The sequence below is a fragment of the Mycobacterium sp. DHQP2018-32-09 genome (assembly GCF_058148405.1).
Window position 1 is genome coordinate 1 of record NZ_JBYVYK010000006.1, and the last position, 15,569, is coordinate 15,569.

Annotated in this window: 13 protein-coding genes and 1 pseudogene; 7 read left to right on the top strand and 7 right to left on the bottom strand. The window is 71.4% G+C overall.

All coding sequences use genetic code 11. The features are described 5' to 3' along the window. Positions 1 to 459, bottom strand: a pseudogene (locus AC30CM_RS04515) (ATP-dependent DNA ligase); the annotation flags it as partial. Then, entirely contained in the window at positions 459 to 2,048 is a 1,590-nt protein-coding gene (locus AC30CM_RS04520) for a molybdopterin-dependent oxidoreductase (protein WP_490115632.1), read from the bottom strand. The pseudogene AC30CM_RS04515 and the gene AC30CM_RS04520, both read right to left, overlap by 1 nt. Before the next feature lie 161 nt (positions 2,049 to 2,209). Between AC30CM_RS04520 and poxB the strand changes: the two genes are divergently transcribed. The 4 genes from poxB (at position 2,210) to AC30CM_RS04540 (ending at position 7,202) form a co-directional block, all read left to right on the top strand. After that, positions 2,210 to 3,946, top strand: coding sequence for a ubiquinone-dependent pyruvate dehydrogenase (gene poxB, locus AC30CM_RS04525; protein WP_490115633.1), 1,737 nt, complete (start codon positions 2,210 to 2,212; stop codon positions 3,944 to 3,946). 29 nt (positions 3,947 to 3,975) lie between these two features. Next, a complete protein-coding gene (locus tag AC30CM_RS04530; RefSeq protein ID WP_490115737.1) occupies positions 3,976 to 5,292 on the top strand; it encodes a neutral zinc metallopeptidase in 1,317 nt (438 codons plus the stop codon). Between the two features lie 60 nt (positions 5,293 to 5,352). Continuing rightward, positions 5,353 to 6,519 carry a phosphotransferase gene (locus AC30CM_RS04535; protein ID WP_490115634.1) on the top strand — a complete coding sequence of 389 codons (1,167 nt, stop codon included), beginning with the start codon at positions 5,353 to 5,355 and terminating at the stop codon, positions 6,517 to 6,519. Between the two features lie 218 nt (positions 6,520 to 6,737). Further along, on the top strand, positions 6,738 to 7,202 hold the full coding sequence (locus AC30CM_RS04540) for a homocitrate synthase (RefSeq protein ID WP_490115635.1): 465 nt from the start codon (positions 6,738 to 6,740) through the stop codon (positions 7,200 to 7,202). Here the strand turns inward: AC30CM_RS04540 and AC30CM_RS04545 are convergent. After that, the gene (locus tag AC30CM_RS04545) at positions 7,193 to 8,503 is read right to left on the bottom strand and encodes an MFS transporter (protein ID WP_490115636.1); all 1,311 of its coding nucleotides are present in this window, start codon (positions 8,501 to 8,503) and stop codon (positions 7,193 to 7,195) included. The genes AC30CM_RS04540 and AC30CM_RS04545 overlap by 10 nt on opposite strands. Positions 8,504 to 8,582: 79 nt before the next feature. After that, the gene (locus AC30CM_RS04550) at positions 8,583 to 10,064 is read right to left on the bottom strand and encodes a cytochrome P450 (protein WP_490115637.1); all 1,482 of its coding nucleotides are present in this window, start codon (positions 10,062 to 10,064) and stop codon (positions 8,583 to 8,585) included. Between the two features lie 113 nt (positions 10,065 to 10,177). Between AC30CM_RS04550 and AC30CM_RS04555 the strand changes: the two genes are divergently transcribed. Beyond that, complete coding sequence (locus AC30CM_RS04555) at positions 10,178 to 10,813, top strand: TetR/AcrR family transcriptional regulator (protein ID WP_490115638.1); 636 nt, start codon at positions 10,178 to 10,180, stop codon at positions 10,811 to 10,813. Continuing rightward, positions 10,810 to 11,688, top strand: coding sequence for an SDR family oxidoreductase (locus AC30CM_RS04560; RefSeq protein ID WP_490115639.1), 879 nt, complete (start codon positions 10,810 to 10,812; stop codon positions 11,686 to 11,688). The genes AC30CM_RS04555 and AC30CM_RS04560 overlap by 4 nt, the downstream gene beginning before the upstream one ends. A gap of 16 nt (positions 11,689 to 11,704) precedes the next feature. Here AC30CM_RS04560 and AC30CM_RS04565 read toward each other — a convergent pair whose 3' ends face one another. Genes AC30CM_RS04565 through AC30CM_RS04575 form a run of 3 tightly spaced genes read right to left on the bottom strand, consistent with a single transcriptional unit; the run spans position 11,705 to position 14,566 of the window. Continuing rightward, complete coding sequence (locus AC30CM_RS04565; protein ID WP_490115640.1) at positions 11,705 to 12,856, bottom strand: AAA family ATPase; 1,152 nt, start codon at positions 12,854 to 12,856, stop codon at positions 11,705 to 11,707. 10 nt (positions 12,857 to 12,866) lie between these two features. Then, positions 12,867 to 13,958: a DNA polymerase IV gene (locus tag AC30CM_RS04570; protein WP_490115641.1), complete on the bottom strand. Its 1,092-nt coding sequence runs from the start codon at positions 13,956 to 13,958 to the stop codon at positions 12,867 to 12,869. Continuing rightward, entirely contained in the window at positions 13,955 to 14,566 is a 612-nt protein-coding gene (locus AC30CM_RS04575) for a TetR/AcrR family transcriptional regulator (RefSeq protein ID WP_490115642.1), read from the bottom strand. Before AC30CM_RS04575 ends, AC30CM_RS04570 begins: the two co-directional genes overlap by 4 nt. A 111-nt stretch (positions 14,567 to 14,677) precedes the next feature. Between AC30CM_RS04575 and AC30CM_RS04580 the strand changes: the two genes are divergently transcribed. Next, the gene (locus AC30CM_RS04580; RefSeq protein WP_490115643.1) at positions 14,678 to 15,220 is read left to right on the top strand and encodes an NADPH-dependent FMN reductase; all 543 of its coding nucleotides are present in this window, start codon (positions 14,678 to 14,680) and stop codon (positions 15,218 to 15,220) included. The last annotated feature ends 349 nt before the right edge of the window (positions 15,221 to 15,569 follow it).

The window sequence follows — 15,569 nt, forward strand, 5'->3', positions numbered from 1 at the left end:
CCGCCGGACGCCGGCCGCGGGCACCTGCGCGGCGCGCGCCACGGCGTCGGCCATGACGCCGACGAGCGCGCCTTGGCGCAGTTCACCGCTGAGCAGGCGGCGCAGGAACGCGTGCTCGACGGCGGTGGCCGCGGAGAACAGTCCGGCCAGCAGGGCGTCCCGGCGGGCCCGCGACCCCTTGCCTGCGACGGCGCCGATCTCCGACAGCGTCGCGTCGACGCCGGTGACCGTCAGCGTCGGCTCGGTGGCGGGGTCGGGCAGCGTGCGCAGCGCGGCCCAGCCGACGCCGATCTGGCGCTGCGGCAGCTCGCCGGACAGCCAGGACACGGCGATGGCCACCTCGTCCGGACCGCCGTCGTGGGCGGCGGTCACCACCTCGGCGATGCGGGCGATCTTCGCGGTGCGGGCGGAGGTGGCCCCGACGTCGGCCGACGCGGTGGCGAGGTCGACCAGCAGCATCAGGTCACCGTGAACGACACCGACGGCCACCCCGTCGCGCCGTCGGGGATGACGCCTGCCTGCTGCGAGGTCTGCGTGGCCCCGGTCCCGTCGGTGGCGCGCACCGTGATGCGGTGACGTCCGGGCTGATCGGCCTGCCAGGGGAACGACCACAGCCGCCACGTCTCGTTGGAGTAGGCGGCGCCCAGCGTGGCCTGCTGCCAGTTGCCGGACGGCTGATCGGAGGCCGCATCGTCCCCGAGGTCTGCCGGTCCTTCGATCAGCACCTCGACGGACCGCACGCCGCGGTTCTGCGCCCACGCGACGCCGCCGAACGTCACCGGTCCGCGGGCGACGTCGGCGCCGGCGCGGGGGACGTCGATGCGCGACTGCGTCTTGATGGGTCCGCGTTCGGACCAGCCGAGCTTGGTCCAGTACGCCTGCGCGCGATCGAAGCGCGTCAACTCGAGGTCGACGACCCACTTCGTGGCCGAGACGTAGCCGTACAGGCCGGGGACCACCAGCCGTGCCGGGTAGCCGTGTTCGGTGGGTAGCGGCTGGCCGTTCATGCCGACGGCCAGCAGGGAGTCCCGAGCGTCGGTCATGACGTCGATGGGTGACCCCGCGGTGAAACCGTCGATCGACGTCGACAGCAGCATGTCCGCGTCGGCGTGCACCCCGGCTCGGGCCAGGATGTCCCGCACGCGGTACCCGGTCCAGCGGGCCGTCGAGATCAGGTCGCCGCCCACCGGGTTGGACACGCAGGTCAGCGTCACCACCTTCTCGACGGCCTCGAACTGCTGGAGGTCGGCGAACGACAGCGTGACCTCTCGATCCACCATGCCGTGGACGCGAAGCCGCCACGTCTCGCGGCTGACCTGGGGCACCGACAGCGCGGTGTCGATGCGGTAGAAGTCGCGGTTGGGGGTCAGGAACGGCGGCAGGTCGACGCCGGCCGGTTGGACGTCGGCGGGGATCGGCGCGGCGGGCCTGGCGGGGGTGGGCAGCGCGAACGCGTCGCGGTCGCCGGCCACCGAGGACCGCTTGCGTCCCAAAACCACGCCGCCGACGCCGGTGACGGCGCCCAGGGCGAGGAACCCGAGGGCGACGAGTGACAGCCGGCGGGCCGGGTCAGGTGCCGGGCCGTCGCGTGGATCCCAGGGTTCCGGGTCGTGGTCGACGAAGCGGCCGGACACCAGGAGGCGCAGCACGATGATCCCGCACACCGTGCCCACGATCGTGGGGATCACGTCGAGCGGGCCGGCGCCCGACCGGGTGAGCACCGCCGCGCACCCGGCGAGGCCGGCCACGCCGATGGCGATGCTGCCCACCGGCAGCGCGCTGGTCTCCAGCCGCGCGGTGAGCCCGGCGACGATGGCGATGGCCGCCAGCACCACGACGGTCAACGCCAGTTTGTCGGCGGTGCCGAACAATTGGATGGCCCACTCCTTGGCGGGACCCGGCGCCAGGTCGATGACGGCGGATCCGACGGCGGTGCGCGAGTCGGCCGCCGGGCCGAAGAAGGCGGCCACGAGTTGGGTGACGCCGAGCGCCACCGCGGCGGCGGCGACGCCGGTCAGGGGGCTCGGGCGGACAGCCACGTCAGGCACGGCTCCAACGTACCCATGGCAGAGGCACTCACGCCTTAACGGACCGTGACGTCGTGCGTGCCGGCCCGGACCGCGCTTCACCCGGACGCCGCGGGGCGGCGCCAGTAGGGTGAGCGAGGCGCGGAGGGGCCGCGCCCGAGCCGCTCGGAAGGGTATGGCACATGGCAACGGTCGCCACCGAGATCATCGACGCGCTGAGCCGCAGTGGCATCCAGCGCGTCTACGGTCTGCCGGGAGACAGTCTCAACGGCTTCACCGACGCCATCCGGCGTTCCGAGGGCATCAGGTGGGAGCACGTCCGGCACGAGGAGACGGCGGCGTTCGCCGCGGCGGCCGACGCCGGCCTGAGCGGCCGGCTCGCGGTGTGTGCGGGTAGCTGCGGGCCGGGCAACCTGCATTTGATCAACGGCCTGTTCGACGCCCAGCGCAGTCGGGTTCCGGTGCTGGCCATCGCCGCTCACATCCCGCGCACCGAGATCGGGTCGGACTACTTCCAGGAGACCCATCCGCAGGAGCTGTTCCGCGACTGCAGCGTCTACTGCGAACTGGTGAGTACCCCGGAGATGGCGCCGCGCATCCTCGAGATGGCGATGCGCGCCGCGGTGGAGCGCAACGGTGTGGCCGTCGTGGTCATCCCCGGCGAGATCTTCCTGGCCCGCTCCACCGAGACCCGGTGGCTGACCAGGCCCATCGCGCCCACCCGCTCGGTGATCCGACCCGACGACGCGGGGCTGCGCCGTGCGGCCGACATCCTCAATGCGGCCCAGAGCGTCACGATCCTGGCGGGCGCGGGCGTGCAGGGCGCCCACGACGCGGTGGTGCGCGCCGCGGGCACGCTCCACGCCCCCATCGTCCATGCGTTGCGCGGCAAGGAGTTCATCGAGTACGACAACCCGTACGACGTCGGCATGACCGGTCTGCTGGGCTTCCCGTCGGGCTACAAGGCCATCAAGGAGGCCGACGCGCTGCTGATGCTGGGTACCGACTTCCCGTACCAGCAGTTCTATCCCGACAACGCCAAGGTGATCCAGGTCGACGTGCGGGGCGAGCACCTCGGCCGCCGCACGCCCGTCGACCTGCCGCTGGTGGGTACGGTGGCCGACACGCTCGAGGCGCTGCAGCCGCTGCTCACCCAGAAGCCGACGCGCGAGCACCTCGACCGGTCGCAGAAGCACTACCGCAAGACCCGGCAGCGCCTCGACGAGCTGGCCGTCAACGATCGTGATCGCAGTCCCATTCGTCCCGAATACGTTGCGGGACTGGTGGATCGGATGGCGGCCGACGACGCGGTGTTCACCGTCGACGTCGGCTCCCCGGTGGTGTGGGCGGCGCGCTATCTCACCATGAACGGCAAGCGCCGGCTCATCGGCTCGTTCAACCACGGCACCATGGCGTGCGCGCTGCCGCACGCCATCGGCGCGCAGACCGCGCACCCCGGACGCCAGGTGGTGGCGCTGGCCGGCGACGGTGGGTTGACCATGATGTTCGGCGAGCTGATCACGCTGATGCAGAACCGGCTGCCGGTCAAGCTGGTGGTGTTCGACAACTCCTCGCTGAACTTCGTCGAGCTGGAGATGAAGGCGGCCGGCATCGTGAACTTCGGAACCGACCTGCACAATCCGGACTTCGCGGCGGTGGCGCGTTCGATGGGATTGTTCGGGGCCCGCGTGGAGGCACCCGACCAGCTGGAGGGCGCGCTCGCCGAGGCGTTCGCGCACGACGGACCCGCGCTGGTGAACGTGGTGACCGCCCGCCAGGAGTTGTCGATCCCGCCCGCGATCACCGCCGAGCAGGCAAAGGGCTTCTCGCTCTACGCCATTCGCACCATCATGGCCGGGCGCGGTGACGAGTTGCTGGACCTGGTGAGCACGAACGTCGCGCGGCGGTTGCTGGACTGACCGTGCGGGGGGCGATCGTGTGGGTCCTCGTGGGTGTGGTCGTGGGTGTCGTCACCGGGTGTGGTCTGGGTCCGCAAGGGTCCGGCCGTCCCGCGGAGCACCCGACCGCGGGTGGGGTGACCATCGACGGTGACGCCTCCGACCCGCGCAACCAGTTGGCGATGCGGGCCATCGCGGACCTGCAGTCCTACTGGGCCGGCCAGTTCCGGCAGCTGTACGGCACGGACTACCGTCCCGTCGACGGCGGCTTCTACGCGACGACGCCGTCGTCGGGGGACCTGCCGCCCTGTGCCGCGAGCCCGAGCGACGTCTCGGGCAACGCGTACTACTGCCCGGGTCGCGACGTGCTGGCCTGGGACGCCGAGAACCTCCTGCCATACCTGCAGCAGAACTTCGGCGACTTCGCCATCCCGGTCGTGATGGCGCACGAGTGGGGCCACGCCATCCAGGCGCGCGCCGACGTCGGCGGCCTGCCGGTGACGCGGGAGCTGCAGGCCGACTGCTTCGCGGGCGCCTGGGCGCGCCACGCCAGGGACGACGGCGTCTTCGACGTCACCGACGAACAGCTCGACACCGCGCTGGCCGGTGTCCTCGACCTCGAGGACACCCCGGGCACCAGCCGGCTGGACCCGAACGCGCACGGCAGCGGTTTCGACCGCGTGGGCGCCTTCGGCGACGGTTACGACGCCGGGCTCGCGCGCTGCCGCGAGTACCGCGACGGCGATCCCGTGGTGCTCGACCTGCCGTTCACCAGCGGCGCGGATCAGGCGGCCGGGGGTGACGCCCCGTACGCGTCGATCGTCGCAGGCGTCCCGGCGGACCTGCAGGACTACTGGTCGCGGGTGTATCCGGAAATCGCCGGGGGTGCGCCATGGCGGCCCGTCGCCCGGATGCAGCCCCACGGGCCTGCCGACCCGCCGTCGTGTGGTGGCCGTCCTGCACCCGCGGAGGAGCCGTTCTATTGCGCGCCGGAGGATTACGTGGCGTGGGATGACGTGCAGGCCATGCCCCGGGTGTATCAGCGCAGCGGGGACTACGCCGTGGCCACGCTGTTGGCGACGCAGTTCGGCCGGGCAGTGCTGACGCGGCTCGGCGACCGCTCCGGCGAGCCGACGGCGACGCTGCGGGGGGACTGCTTCGCCGGGTCGTACACCGCGTCGGTGATCCTGCACAACCGCAAGGAGACCAGCGCGTGGACCATCTCGCCGGGTGACCTGGACGAGGGCATCAAGGCGCTGCTGACGTTCGGCGGCGGGCCGCCCTCGGCGTCGGGGTTCGACCGCGTGCGCGCGTTCCGGGAGGGCGTGCTGCGCGGTGCTCCGGCCTGCGTGACCTACGGCGGGTGAGCGACGCGCCCGCGGCGCGGCTGGTTGCCCGACGGGCGCGCACCGGCCACGATGGCGGGTATGGCCGACGACGCCCAGGGCGCCGACCCGTCCGGCGCCGACGCAACCGGCGCCGACCCGTCCGGCGCCGACGCAACCGGCGCCGACCCGTCCGGCGCCGACGCGACCACTCCACCGTCAGACCTGCCGACGTTGTCCGCCGGCGATCTGGACGCCGTACGGAAGTGGCTGCGCGACAACGGGATCGGAGACGACGTCACCGACGTTCGGCCGTTGGCCGGCGGCACCCAGAACATCGTGGTGGAGCTGCACGTCGACGGCCGACCTCTGGTGTTGCGGCGGCCGCCGCTGCACCCGCGGCCCACCAGTGACAAGACGATGCTGCGGGAGATCGCCGCGCTGCAGACGTTGGCCCCCACCACGGTGCCGCACCCGCGGTTCGTCGCCGCGTGCAGTGACCTCGACGTCCTCGGCGTGGTGTTCTACCTGATGGAACGTGTCGACGGCGTCAATCCGGGAACCGAGATCAGCCAGGCCTACGTCGACGACGCGAGCATGCGGTACGACGTGGGCCTGGCGTACGCGGCCGCCCTGGCTCGGCTGGGCACCGTGGCATGGCAGGACGGCCCGCTGGCCGGGCTGCGTCGCCCCGGAAGTTTCCTCGACCGCCAGGTACCCCAATTCCTGGGTCTGCTCGAGAGTTACCGCCACGACCGCTACGACCCGGCCGAGCTGCCCGAGGTGGCACGGCTCGCCACGTGGTTGCGCGACCACCGGCCCGAGGACGGCCCGCCGGGCATCATGCACGGCGATGCGCACCTGAACAACGTGATGCTGCGCCGGGACCGGCCGGAGCTGGCGGCCTTCGTCGACTGGGAGATGTGCACGGTCGGCGACCCCCTGCTGGACCTGGGCTGGATGCTGGTGTGCTGGCCGACGGAACCCAACACCATCGATGCGGGTGCGGCGCTGTCGGCGCTCGGAGGGCTCGCCACGCGCACCGAGTTGCTCGACGCCTACGTCGCTGCGGGCGGGCGGCGCACCGAGCACCTGGCGTGGTACGTCGCGCTGGCGTGCTTCAAGCTCGGCGTCGTCCTGGAGGGCACGTGGTCGCGGTACCTGGCGGGCAAGGCCACCCGTGACGCCGGGGAGCGGCTGCACGATTCGGCCGCCACGCTGCTGGGCTTGGGTGCGCGGGTGGCCCGCGGCCTCGACGTCTTCGGCTGACGTCTTCGGCTGACGTCTTCGGCTGACGTCTTCGGCTGACGTGTTCGGCTGAGCCGCGCCGAAAGGGGTTGCACGATGGCCGCCTGGGCGCTTAGCATCGCCGACGTGCCGAAGCGACTCGTAGTAGCCACCCGCAGCGGGGTCTGATCCAGACCGACCCCTCGCTGTGGGTCGAAGCTACTCCGTCGGTCGACCTCCTTCTTTCGAAAGACCGGCACGTGACCACCTCGATCTCCGCGTTCACCGCACCGTCCAGCCCGTCCGCGTTCCCGTTGCCGCGGGGATTGCGCGAGGAAGCCGCGGCCATGCCGCCGGAGGTCTTCCAGGCCACCTACGCGCCGACGGCGGGTCCCTTGAGGCTGGGGCAGTGGCGCTGTACCGACGAACGGCGGCTGGGTCCGCACGCGTCGACGTTTCACGCCACCCTCGCCCACGGCGACACCATCAGCACCACGACCACGACGGCCGGGGGGCCCATCGGCGCGCTCACCGCGATCCTGTACGACCACGGCATGGGCGTCGAGCTGCGCGAGTTCCACCAGGTGCGGTCCGGCGCGGCCACCGCCACGTTCGTGTGGGGCAGCGACGGCAGCAGCGCGAAGTGGGCGATGGCGGTCGACGACGACCAGACCACGTCGGCGCTGCGGGCGATGATCGCCTGCGCCAACCGGCTCTACGCCTGAGCCAGGGGGCGCAGTGCCGCGGTGGCCGCGACGCTGATCAGGGCGGTCACCACCAGGTACCCGCACGCCAGCCACGGGGTGCCGCCCGCCGCGGCGATCAGGGCGACGAGGATCATCGGCGTCAGGCCCGAGGCGTACACGCCCGAGAGCTGGTACACCGTGGACAGCCCGGTGTAGCGGATGCGGGTGGGGAACAGCGAGGCGTACAGCGTGCCCTGGGCGCCGTAGAACCAGGCGTGCACCACACCGAACACGACGATCATGCCGACGGCGTACCACGTCAGCTCACCGGTGCCGAACAGTGCGAAGACCGGGAACACCAGGGCCGCGTAGGCCGCGATTCCGGTGGCGTACACGCGTTTCGGGCCGAACCGGTCGGCCAGCAGTCCCGACACCGGCAGCAGCACGGCCATCAGCAGCGCGGCCACGGTCACCACCGCCAGCACCGGCACCTTGGCCAGGTGCAGCGTGCCCGTGGCGTAGGAGATGGCGAACACGCCCCAGGTGTTGAACGCCGCGCCCTCGCCCCAGCGTGACAGCATGCCGAGCACGGTCGCGCGCAGCGCCGGCGGGGTGAACACTTCGCGCACCGGCGCACCGGAGGTCTCACCCGCGGCCCGGGCGCGCTCGAATTCCGGTGTCTCCGTTGCCTTCAGCCGTACCACGACCCCGACGACCACCAGGGCGATGCTCGCCAGGAACGCGATGCGCCAGCCGTAGGTCAGAAACGCCTCGTCGGACATGGTGACCTGCAACAGGGCGAAGACGCCGGTGCCCAGCGCCAGTCCGAGCGCGAGCCCGATCTGCGGGATGCTGCCGAACAGGCCGCGTCGGCGGGCCGGGCCGTGTTCGACCGCCAGCAGCACGGCACCGGCCCATTCCCCGCCCAGTGCGAAGCCCTGCACCATGCGCAGCAGCAGGAGCAGCAGCGGTGCGGCGACGCCGAGCTGCGCCGCGGTGGGCAGCACACCCATGAGCGCCGTGGCCCCGCCCATCAGCAGCATCGTCAGCGCCAGCGTGCGCTTGCGTCCGATGCGGTCACCGACGTGTCCGAAGACGACACCGCCGATGGGGCGCACCACGAAACCCACCGCGAACGTGGCGAAGGCCAGCAGCGTGCCGACCAGTGAACTCGCATCGGGGAAGAACGTCCGGCCGAACACCAGGCTGGCGGCCGTCGCGTAGAGGAAGAAGTCGTACCACTCGATGGTGGTGCCGACGAGGCTGGCCAGGAGTGCGGTACGCACCCGGGCCCCCGGCACGGTCGTGCCGGGGGCGGGCGCTGAGGCGGTGGTGGTCACGTCGGTCCAGTCAGCCCGACGTGGCCCCGGGTGACCAGGGTTGCGCGCGCGGTGAGTCGAACCCGCGGCGCGGCGGAGGTCAGCGCAGCGGGCGCAGCACGATCGGCATGCCGTCGACGGGCACGGGCATGCCGCCGTAGTCGTAGCGCGGGGTGTAGCCGGGGTGCACCAGCTCCAGCCGGTAACGCCGCAGCAGGCGGTGCATGACGGTCTTGATCTCGAGCTGGCCGAACACCATGCCGATGCACTTGTGGGCGCCGCCGCCGAACGGCGCGAAGGCGTAGCGGTGCTTCTTGTGTTCGTTGCGGGGCTCGGTGAAGCGTTCCGGGTCGAAGCGCTCCGGCTCGGTCCACAGCTCCTCGAGGCGGTGGTTGATCGACGGCCACGTCATGACGTTGGTGCCCGCGGGCAGGTAGTAGCCCAGCAGTTCGGTGTCGCGGACGGTCTGGCGGAAGTTGAACGGCAGCGGCGTCACCATGCGCAGCGACTCGTTGATCACCAGGTCGTAGGTCTCGAGCTTGTCGAGCGACTCGATGTCCAGCGGGCCGTCGCCGATGCGCGCCGATTCGTCGCGGCAGCGGTCCTGCCACTCGGGGTTGGCCGCCAGCTGGTAGGCCATGGTGGTCAGCGTCGACGTCGACGTGTCGTGCGCGGCCATCATCAGGAAGATCATGTGGCTGACGATGTCGTCGTCGGTGAAGCGTTGGCCGTCTTCGTCTTCGGCGTGACACAGCACGCTGAACATGTCGGTGTCGTGCGACGCGCGCTTGGCGGCGATGCGCTCGTTGAAGTAGTTCTCCAGCGTCTCGCGCGCCTTGACGCCGCGCCACCAGCCCAGCGGCGGCACCGGCTTGCGGACGATGGCGTTGCCGGCGCGCGTCGTGGTGGTGAAGGCCTTGTTGACCGTGGTGACCAGTTCCTTGTCGGTGCCCGGCTCGTGGCCCATGAAGACCACCGACGCGATGTCGAGGGTCAGTTCCTTGACCGCGGGGTAGAACAGGAAGCGGCTGTCGTTGGCCACCCAGTCGTTGGCGAGTACCTGGCTGGCCACCGAGTCGATGTGCTCCACGTAGCCGGTGAGCCGGGTCCTGGTGAACGCCTCCTGCATGATGCGGCGGTGGAACATGTGGTCGTCGAAGTCGCGCAGCATGAGCCCGCCCTCGAAGAACGGCCCGATCACCGGGTCCCACGCGCGCTGCGAGAAGTCCTTGTTGCGGTTGGAGAAGACGGCCTGGGTGGCGTCGGGGCCCAGGGCCAGCACGGCCGGCAGTACGGGGGAGTAGACGTAGTGCAGCGGGCCGTACTTGCGGTAGGTGTGCAGCACGAAGTCCGGGCCGCCGCGGAACATCTCGATCATGTGCCCCAGGACGGGCAGGCCACCGTCGCCGTGGATGGTCTTCAGGCCGCTGCCGGCGGGAGCCTCGGCATAGGGCTTCTGCTCCCACTGCCGGTCCAGCAAACGCTTCTCGACGGCACCCAGGCCCGGGATGGTGACGGGCGTCGGGGTCAGCCGGCGCTTCGCCTGATCGAGCAGGTACTTGGGGGTGCTGATGGTCGCCATGCTTCTCCTGGGCCGAGTCGTGTGGTCGATATCACTCTCGCACCATCCTGGCCGCCACACTTGACGCATGTCAAGTTTGAACCTGGCGTGCCGCGGTGCGAAGGTTGATAGCCATGACCGCCGAATCCATCACCGGTGAGGTGACCCCACGCCGCAGTCGCGGCGACCGGCAGCGCGAGGCGATCATCGGGGCCGTGCGCGAGTTGCTCGAGAGCACGTCGTTCGCGGACCTGTCGGTCAGCACGATCAGCGAGCGCGCCGGCGTCGCCCGGTCGGGCTTCTACTTCTACTTCGACTCCAAGTACGCGGTGCTGGCGGTCATCGTCGCCGACGCCATGGAACAACTCGACAAGCTCACGCACTCCTTCGCCCCGCGCGACGCCGACGAGACCCCGGCCGAGTTCGCCAAGCGCATGGTCGGCAGCGCGGCCGCGGTGTTCGCGAGCAACGACCCGATCATGCAGGCCTGCACGCTGGCGCAGAGCAGCGATGCGCAGATCCGCGAGATCATGAACGACTTCGAGGACACGGTGATCGACAAGATCGTGGGCCTGGTGCGCCAGGACACCGGGGCGCGGCCCATCACCGACGACCTGCCCGCGCTGGTGCGCACCCTGACGTCGTGCACGGCGATGACGCTGTCGCACGACTCCGGCTTCGTCGGGCGCAACACCGACCCGGGGCGCGCCGTCGACGTCGTGGAACGACTGTGGCTCAACGCGCTGTGGGGCGGGCAGGAAACCCGGTGACGCGGACCGACGACCGGCGCTTCGCCGGCAAGCGCTGTCTGCTGACGGGTGCGGCCAGCGGCATCGGGCGGGCCACCGCGCTCGCGCTGGCAGCGCAAGGCGCTCACCTCTACCTCACCGACCGCAACGCCGACGGTCTCGCCCAGACGGTCGCCGACGCCCGCGCCCTGGGCGCCACGGTCGGCGCGCACCGGGCCTTCGACGTCACCGACTACGACGCGGTGGCGGCCTTCGCCGCCGACGTCCACCGCGAGATCGGCGGCGCCGCACCGGCGGTGGACGTCGTGATGAACATCGCCGGCGTCTCGGCGTGGGGCACGGTGTCCACGCTCGAGCATCGGCAGTGGCGGTCGATGGTCGAGGTCAATCTGATGGGCCCCATCCACGTCATCGAGTGCTTCGTACCCGCCATGGTCGCGGCCCGCCGCGGCGGGCACCTGGTCAACGTGTCGTCGGCTGCCGGGCTGGTCGCGTTGCCGTGGCACGCCGCCTACAGTGCCAGCAAGTACGGCCTGCGCGGTGCCAGCGAGGTGTTGCGCTTCGACCTGGCCCGGCACCGCATCGGGGTCTCGCTGGTGGTACCGGGAGCCGTCAAGACGCCACTGGTGCAGACCGTCGAGATCGCCGGGGTCGACCGCGAGCATCCCCAGGTGGCCAAGTGGGTGGATCGCTTCGGTGGGCACGCCGTGTCGCCCGAGCACGTGGCCGACCGCATCCTGACGGGCGTGGCGCGCAACCGGTTCCTCGTCTACACCTCGCCCGACATCCGGGCGCTGTATGCGTTCAAGCGCTTCGCGTGGTGGCCCTACAGCGTCGCGATGCGGGGGGTCAACGTGGTGTTCACCCGGGCGCTGCGGCCCCGCACCCCGACGTAGCGGCGCGGCGCCCCGCTCAGCGGCTGCCCCAGTCCCACGGCGGCGCCGTCAGCGGCGTCTGGTCCGCGATGCGGGTCTCGCCCCAGTCCTTGATCAACTCGATCTCGGTGGATCCGCCCGCGGCCAAGTGGCCGCGCAGGGCGTGCGAGTGCGTCACCACCAGCACCTGGGTGTGCCGGGCCGCCGCGACGATCATGGCCGCCAGCGGGGCGATCAGGTCGGGGTGCAGTGAGGTCTCCGGCTCGTTGAGCACCATCAGCGACGGCGGGGACGGGCTGTACAGCGCCGCCGCCCACAGCAGGAAGCGCAGCGTGCCGTCGGACAGCTCGGCCGTGCGCAGCGGGCGCAGCATGCCCTGCTGGTGGAGCTGCAGTTCGAACAGGCCGTCGTTCTCCACGACCGACACCGTGGCACCGTCGAAGGCGTCGGCCACCGCGTGAGCGAGGTCGGGCAGGCCCGCCTCGACGATGGTCTGCACGGCCGCCGCCAGGTCGGCGCCGTCGTCGGCCAGCACCGGGGTGCGGGTCCCCACCCTCGGCTGCCGTGCGGGCGCCGCGGCGTCGACGCGGAAGCCGTCGTAGAACCGCCACTGCCGCAGGCGATCCCGGACGGCCGCCAGCTCGGGCAGGCTGCCGAACTCGGCGAGGACGCTGCGGTGCAGGGGCAGCGCCTTGGTGAGTTCGTCGAAGCCGCGCCCGGATTCCGACGCGACGCCCGCATACGCCGATCCGCGCGAGACCAGCGTGGCGCTGGGCCGCAACCGGTCGCCGGCGAACACCGCCTCGCGCTTGATCTGCGGGTCGCGGGTGAACATCGACCGCGGCCCGGCGTGTTGGGGCAGGCCGAGGTCGATGAGGTAGCCGAGATCGTCGGCGGCGTAACCCAACTCGAGTGACACCGAGCGCGTCCTGGTGGTGCCCTCGGCGCGTCCGGTACGCCGGGCGCCGCCGAGGGACTCGGGGCCCGCCCACAGCACCGACTCCAGGCCGCCCTCGCGGGCCAGCGAGCCGACGACCTCGTTGCGCGCGCAGTCGGCGAGCAACCGTAGCGAGCGGTACACCGACGACTTGCCGGTGCCGTTGGCTCCGGTGACCACGGTCAGCCCGGACAGTGGCAGCACCAGCTCGCGCAGCGAGCGGTACCCCCTGACGGCGACGGTCTGCAGCATGGTCGAGAACCTAGTTCGTGGGTCCGACGGGCTCGGGCGTCGTGCCCCCGGCTGGCATGGCCAGTTCCAGCCGCACCCCCAGCAGCCGGACCGGACGGTCCAGGTCGAACTGGTCGAACACGGCCAGCGCGGTGGCCACCACCGGGTCTTCGGCCGTTGTGGGTACCGCCAGCTTGCGGATCTTGGTCCTGGTGAAGAACGTCGCCGTGCGCACCGTCACCGCGACGCGCGTGACCACGCGGCCCGCGGCGACCACCTCGGCGAGCGTTCGCACGGCCAGGTCCCGGACGGCGGCGGCCATCTCGGTGCGGTCGGTCAGGTCGGTGGGGAACGTCACCACGTGGCTGCGCGAGCGCGGCACCCACGGCTGGGCGCTCACGGTCTCGTCGCCACCGCCCTTGGCCAGCAACAGGATCGACAGGCCCGTCGCCGGGCCGAACGCCGCGGTGAGCACCTGGGCGTCGGTGGCGGCCAGGTCGGCGACCGTCGTGATGCCCATGGCGGCCAGCCGCCTGGCGGTCTTGGGGCCGACGCCCCACAGCGCGTCGACGGGCCGGTCACCCATGGTGGGCATCCAGGTCGCGTCGTCGAGCAGGTACACGCCGGCGGGTTTCGCGAACCCGGTGGCGACCTTGGCGCGCTGCTTGTTGTCGCTGATGCCCACCGAGCACGACAGGCCGGTCTCGGCGGCGACGGCCGCACGGATGCGCTCGGCCACCTCGAACGGGTCGACGGGGCCGTCCTCGGGACCGGACCCGCCGGCCACCCCGACGTAGGCCTCGTCCCAACCCCACACCTCGACGGGATGTCCCAGATCGCGCAGCAGCCCCATCACCTCCGCCGAGGCCTCGTCGTAGGCGGCGGTGTCGGAGGGCAGGAAGGTGGCGTCCGGGCACGTGCGGGCGGCGGCGCGCAGCGGCATGCCGGCGTGCACGCCGACCGCCCTGGCCTCGTAGGAGGCGCACGTGACCACCTTGCGCGGTTCGGTCGGATCGCCGTTGCCGCCGACGATGACCGGTAGCCCCACCAGCTCCGGGTGCCTGCGCAGTTCGACCGAGGCCAGGAACTGGTCCAGGTCGACGTGCAGCACCCAGTTCGTCACGTTCCGCAGAGCTTTCGCGCCACCTCGTCCCACGCGACCGCCAGTTCGTCGAGGCTGCGGCCCAGGTCGTCGACCTGATGGGTGACGTAGTCGGCGTCGAGCAGGGCCAGCAGGGCGTCGGCCTGCAGGTCCAGGTCGCCCCTGGTGCCTGCCTCGTCCAGCAGCATGCGCACGTGGGTGCGGTGCAGGTTCGCGGGGGCGTTGAACCGGGTGGCGGTGTCGCGCAAGGCGTCGGACAGCAGGGCGCGGTGATCCCAGACGAACGTCAGACGGGTGCTGCCGTAGGCGAGCAGCCGCTCCAGGGGCGGGGCGCCGGGACCCAGCGGGGGCTGGCCGAACATGAAGGCCTGCTGCTGGGCGGTCTCGTCCTCGTCGAGCAGCACGATCATCAGGCCGGACCGGCTGCCGAAGCGGCGGAACAGCGTGCCCTTGCCCACGCCGGCCTCGTTGGCGACGTCGTCCATGGTCACGGCGTCGGCGCCGCGTTCGGCGATGAGCCGGCGCGCCGCGTCCAGGAGGAGCGCGCGGTTGCGGGCGGCGTCCCCGCGCTCGGCGGGCGCGGCGTCGGTGACCGAGAGGCCGGTCACGGGTTGGTCGGGGGCGCCCACCGTCGCACTCTAACGCAGCGGTTGCACTCACCCGGAATGAATCGGACCGTGGTCCGGTTAAACTGTGCGAGCATGTCAGCCGATCGGGCCGCAGACGAGGAAGGACCAAGGATGTCAGACGTCAACGTGTTGGTACTGGTGGGAAGCCTCCGCAAGGAGTCGGTCAACCGGCAGCTGGCCCAGGTGGCCGCCGAGGTGGCACCCGAGGGAGTCACGCTGGTGCCGTTCGATCGGCTCGGCGAGCTGCCGTTCTACGACGAGGACGTCGACGGTGACGACGTCCCCGAGACCGTCCGGGCGCTGCGGGCCGCGGCCGCGGATGCCGACGCCGCCCTGGTGGTCACGCCCGAGTACAACGGGAGCATCCCCGGTGTGCTCAAGAACGCCATCGACTGGTTGTCGCGGCCGTACGGCGACAGCGCGCTGAAGGACAAGCCGGTGGCCGTCGTCGGTGCCGCGCTCGGCCAGTACGGCGGGGTGTGGGCGCACGACGAGACGCGCAAGTCCTTCGGCATCGCCGGCCCCCGGGTGATCGAGGACCTGAAGCTGTCGGTGCCGTCGGCGACGTTCGACGGCAAGCACCCCCGCGAGAATGCCGAGGTCGTCGATCGACTTCGCGACATCGTCGAGAAGTTGGCCGCCGAAGCGGCCTGACCGCACGTCCAGCCGCCGCCGTGCCCCTTCGGGGGGACGGCGGCGGCTTTGCCGTGTGCCCGTTTCCGGCGGGGCCTGGCGGCCGTCGGCCCGCGGTCGTGTCGGTGCCCGGTGATAGACCTGGTATACGGCGGTGCGGTCGCTCGGAAACCCGGGCCGACACGCCGTCGGCACGGCGACACACCGCAGTTACCAGGAAAAATTCCAAACATGTGATTACGGGCATCTTGTGTGTGCTCTACTAACGGGGCACAACATCTAGTGGCCCATCGACCAACGTCGAGGGATACTCGAGGGAAGCGCTCGCTCGCGCAGGACGTTGTAGGAATGGCGTCGGCACGAGCAGCGG

What these genes read in the sequence shown, in the direction of transcription:
- poxB (WP_490115633.1), top strand. Translation starts at nt 2,210, where the DNA reads ATGGCAACGGTCGCCACCGAGATCATCGACGCGCTGAGCCGCAGTGGC.
- AC30CM_RS04555 (WP_490115638.1), top strand. Translation starts at nt 10,178, where the DNA reads ATGACCGCCGAATCCATCACCGGTGAGGTGACCCCACGCCGCAGTCGC.
- AC30CM_RS04550 (WP_490115637.1), bottom strand. Translation starts at nt 10,064, where the DNA reads ATGGCGACCATCAGCACCCCCAAGTACCTGCTCGATCAGGCGAAGCGC.
- AC30CM_RS04565 (WP_490115640.1), bottom strand. Translation starts at nt 12,856, where the DNA reads ATGCTGCAGACCGTCGCCGTCAGGGGGTACCGCTCGCTGCGCGAGCTG.
- AC30CM_RS04535 (WP_490115634.1), top strand. Translation starts at nt 5,353, where the DNA reads ATGGCCGACGACGCCCAGGGCGCCGACCCGTCCGGCGCCGACGCAACC.
- AC30CM_RS04580 (WP_490115643.1), top strand. Translation starts at nt 14,678, where the DNA reads ATGTCAGACGTCAACGTGTTGGTACTGGTGGGAAGCCTCCGCAAGGAG.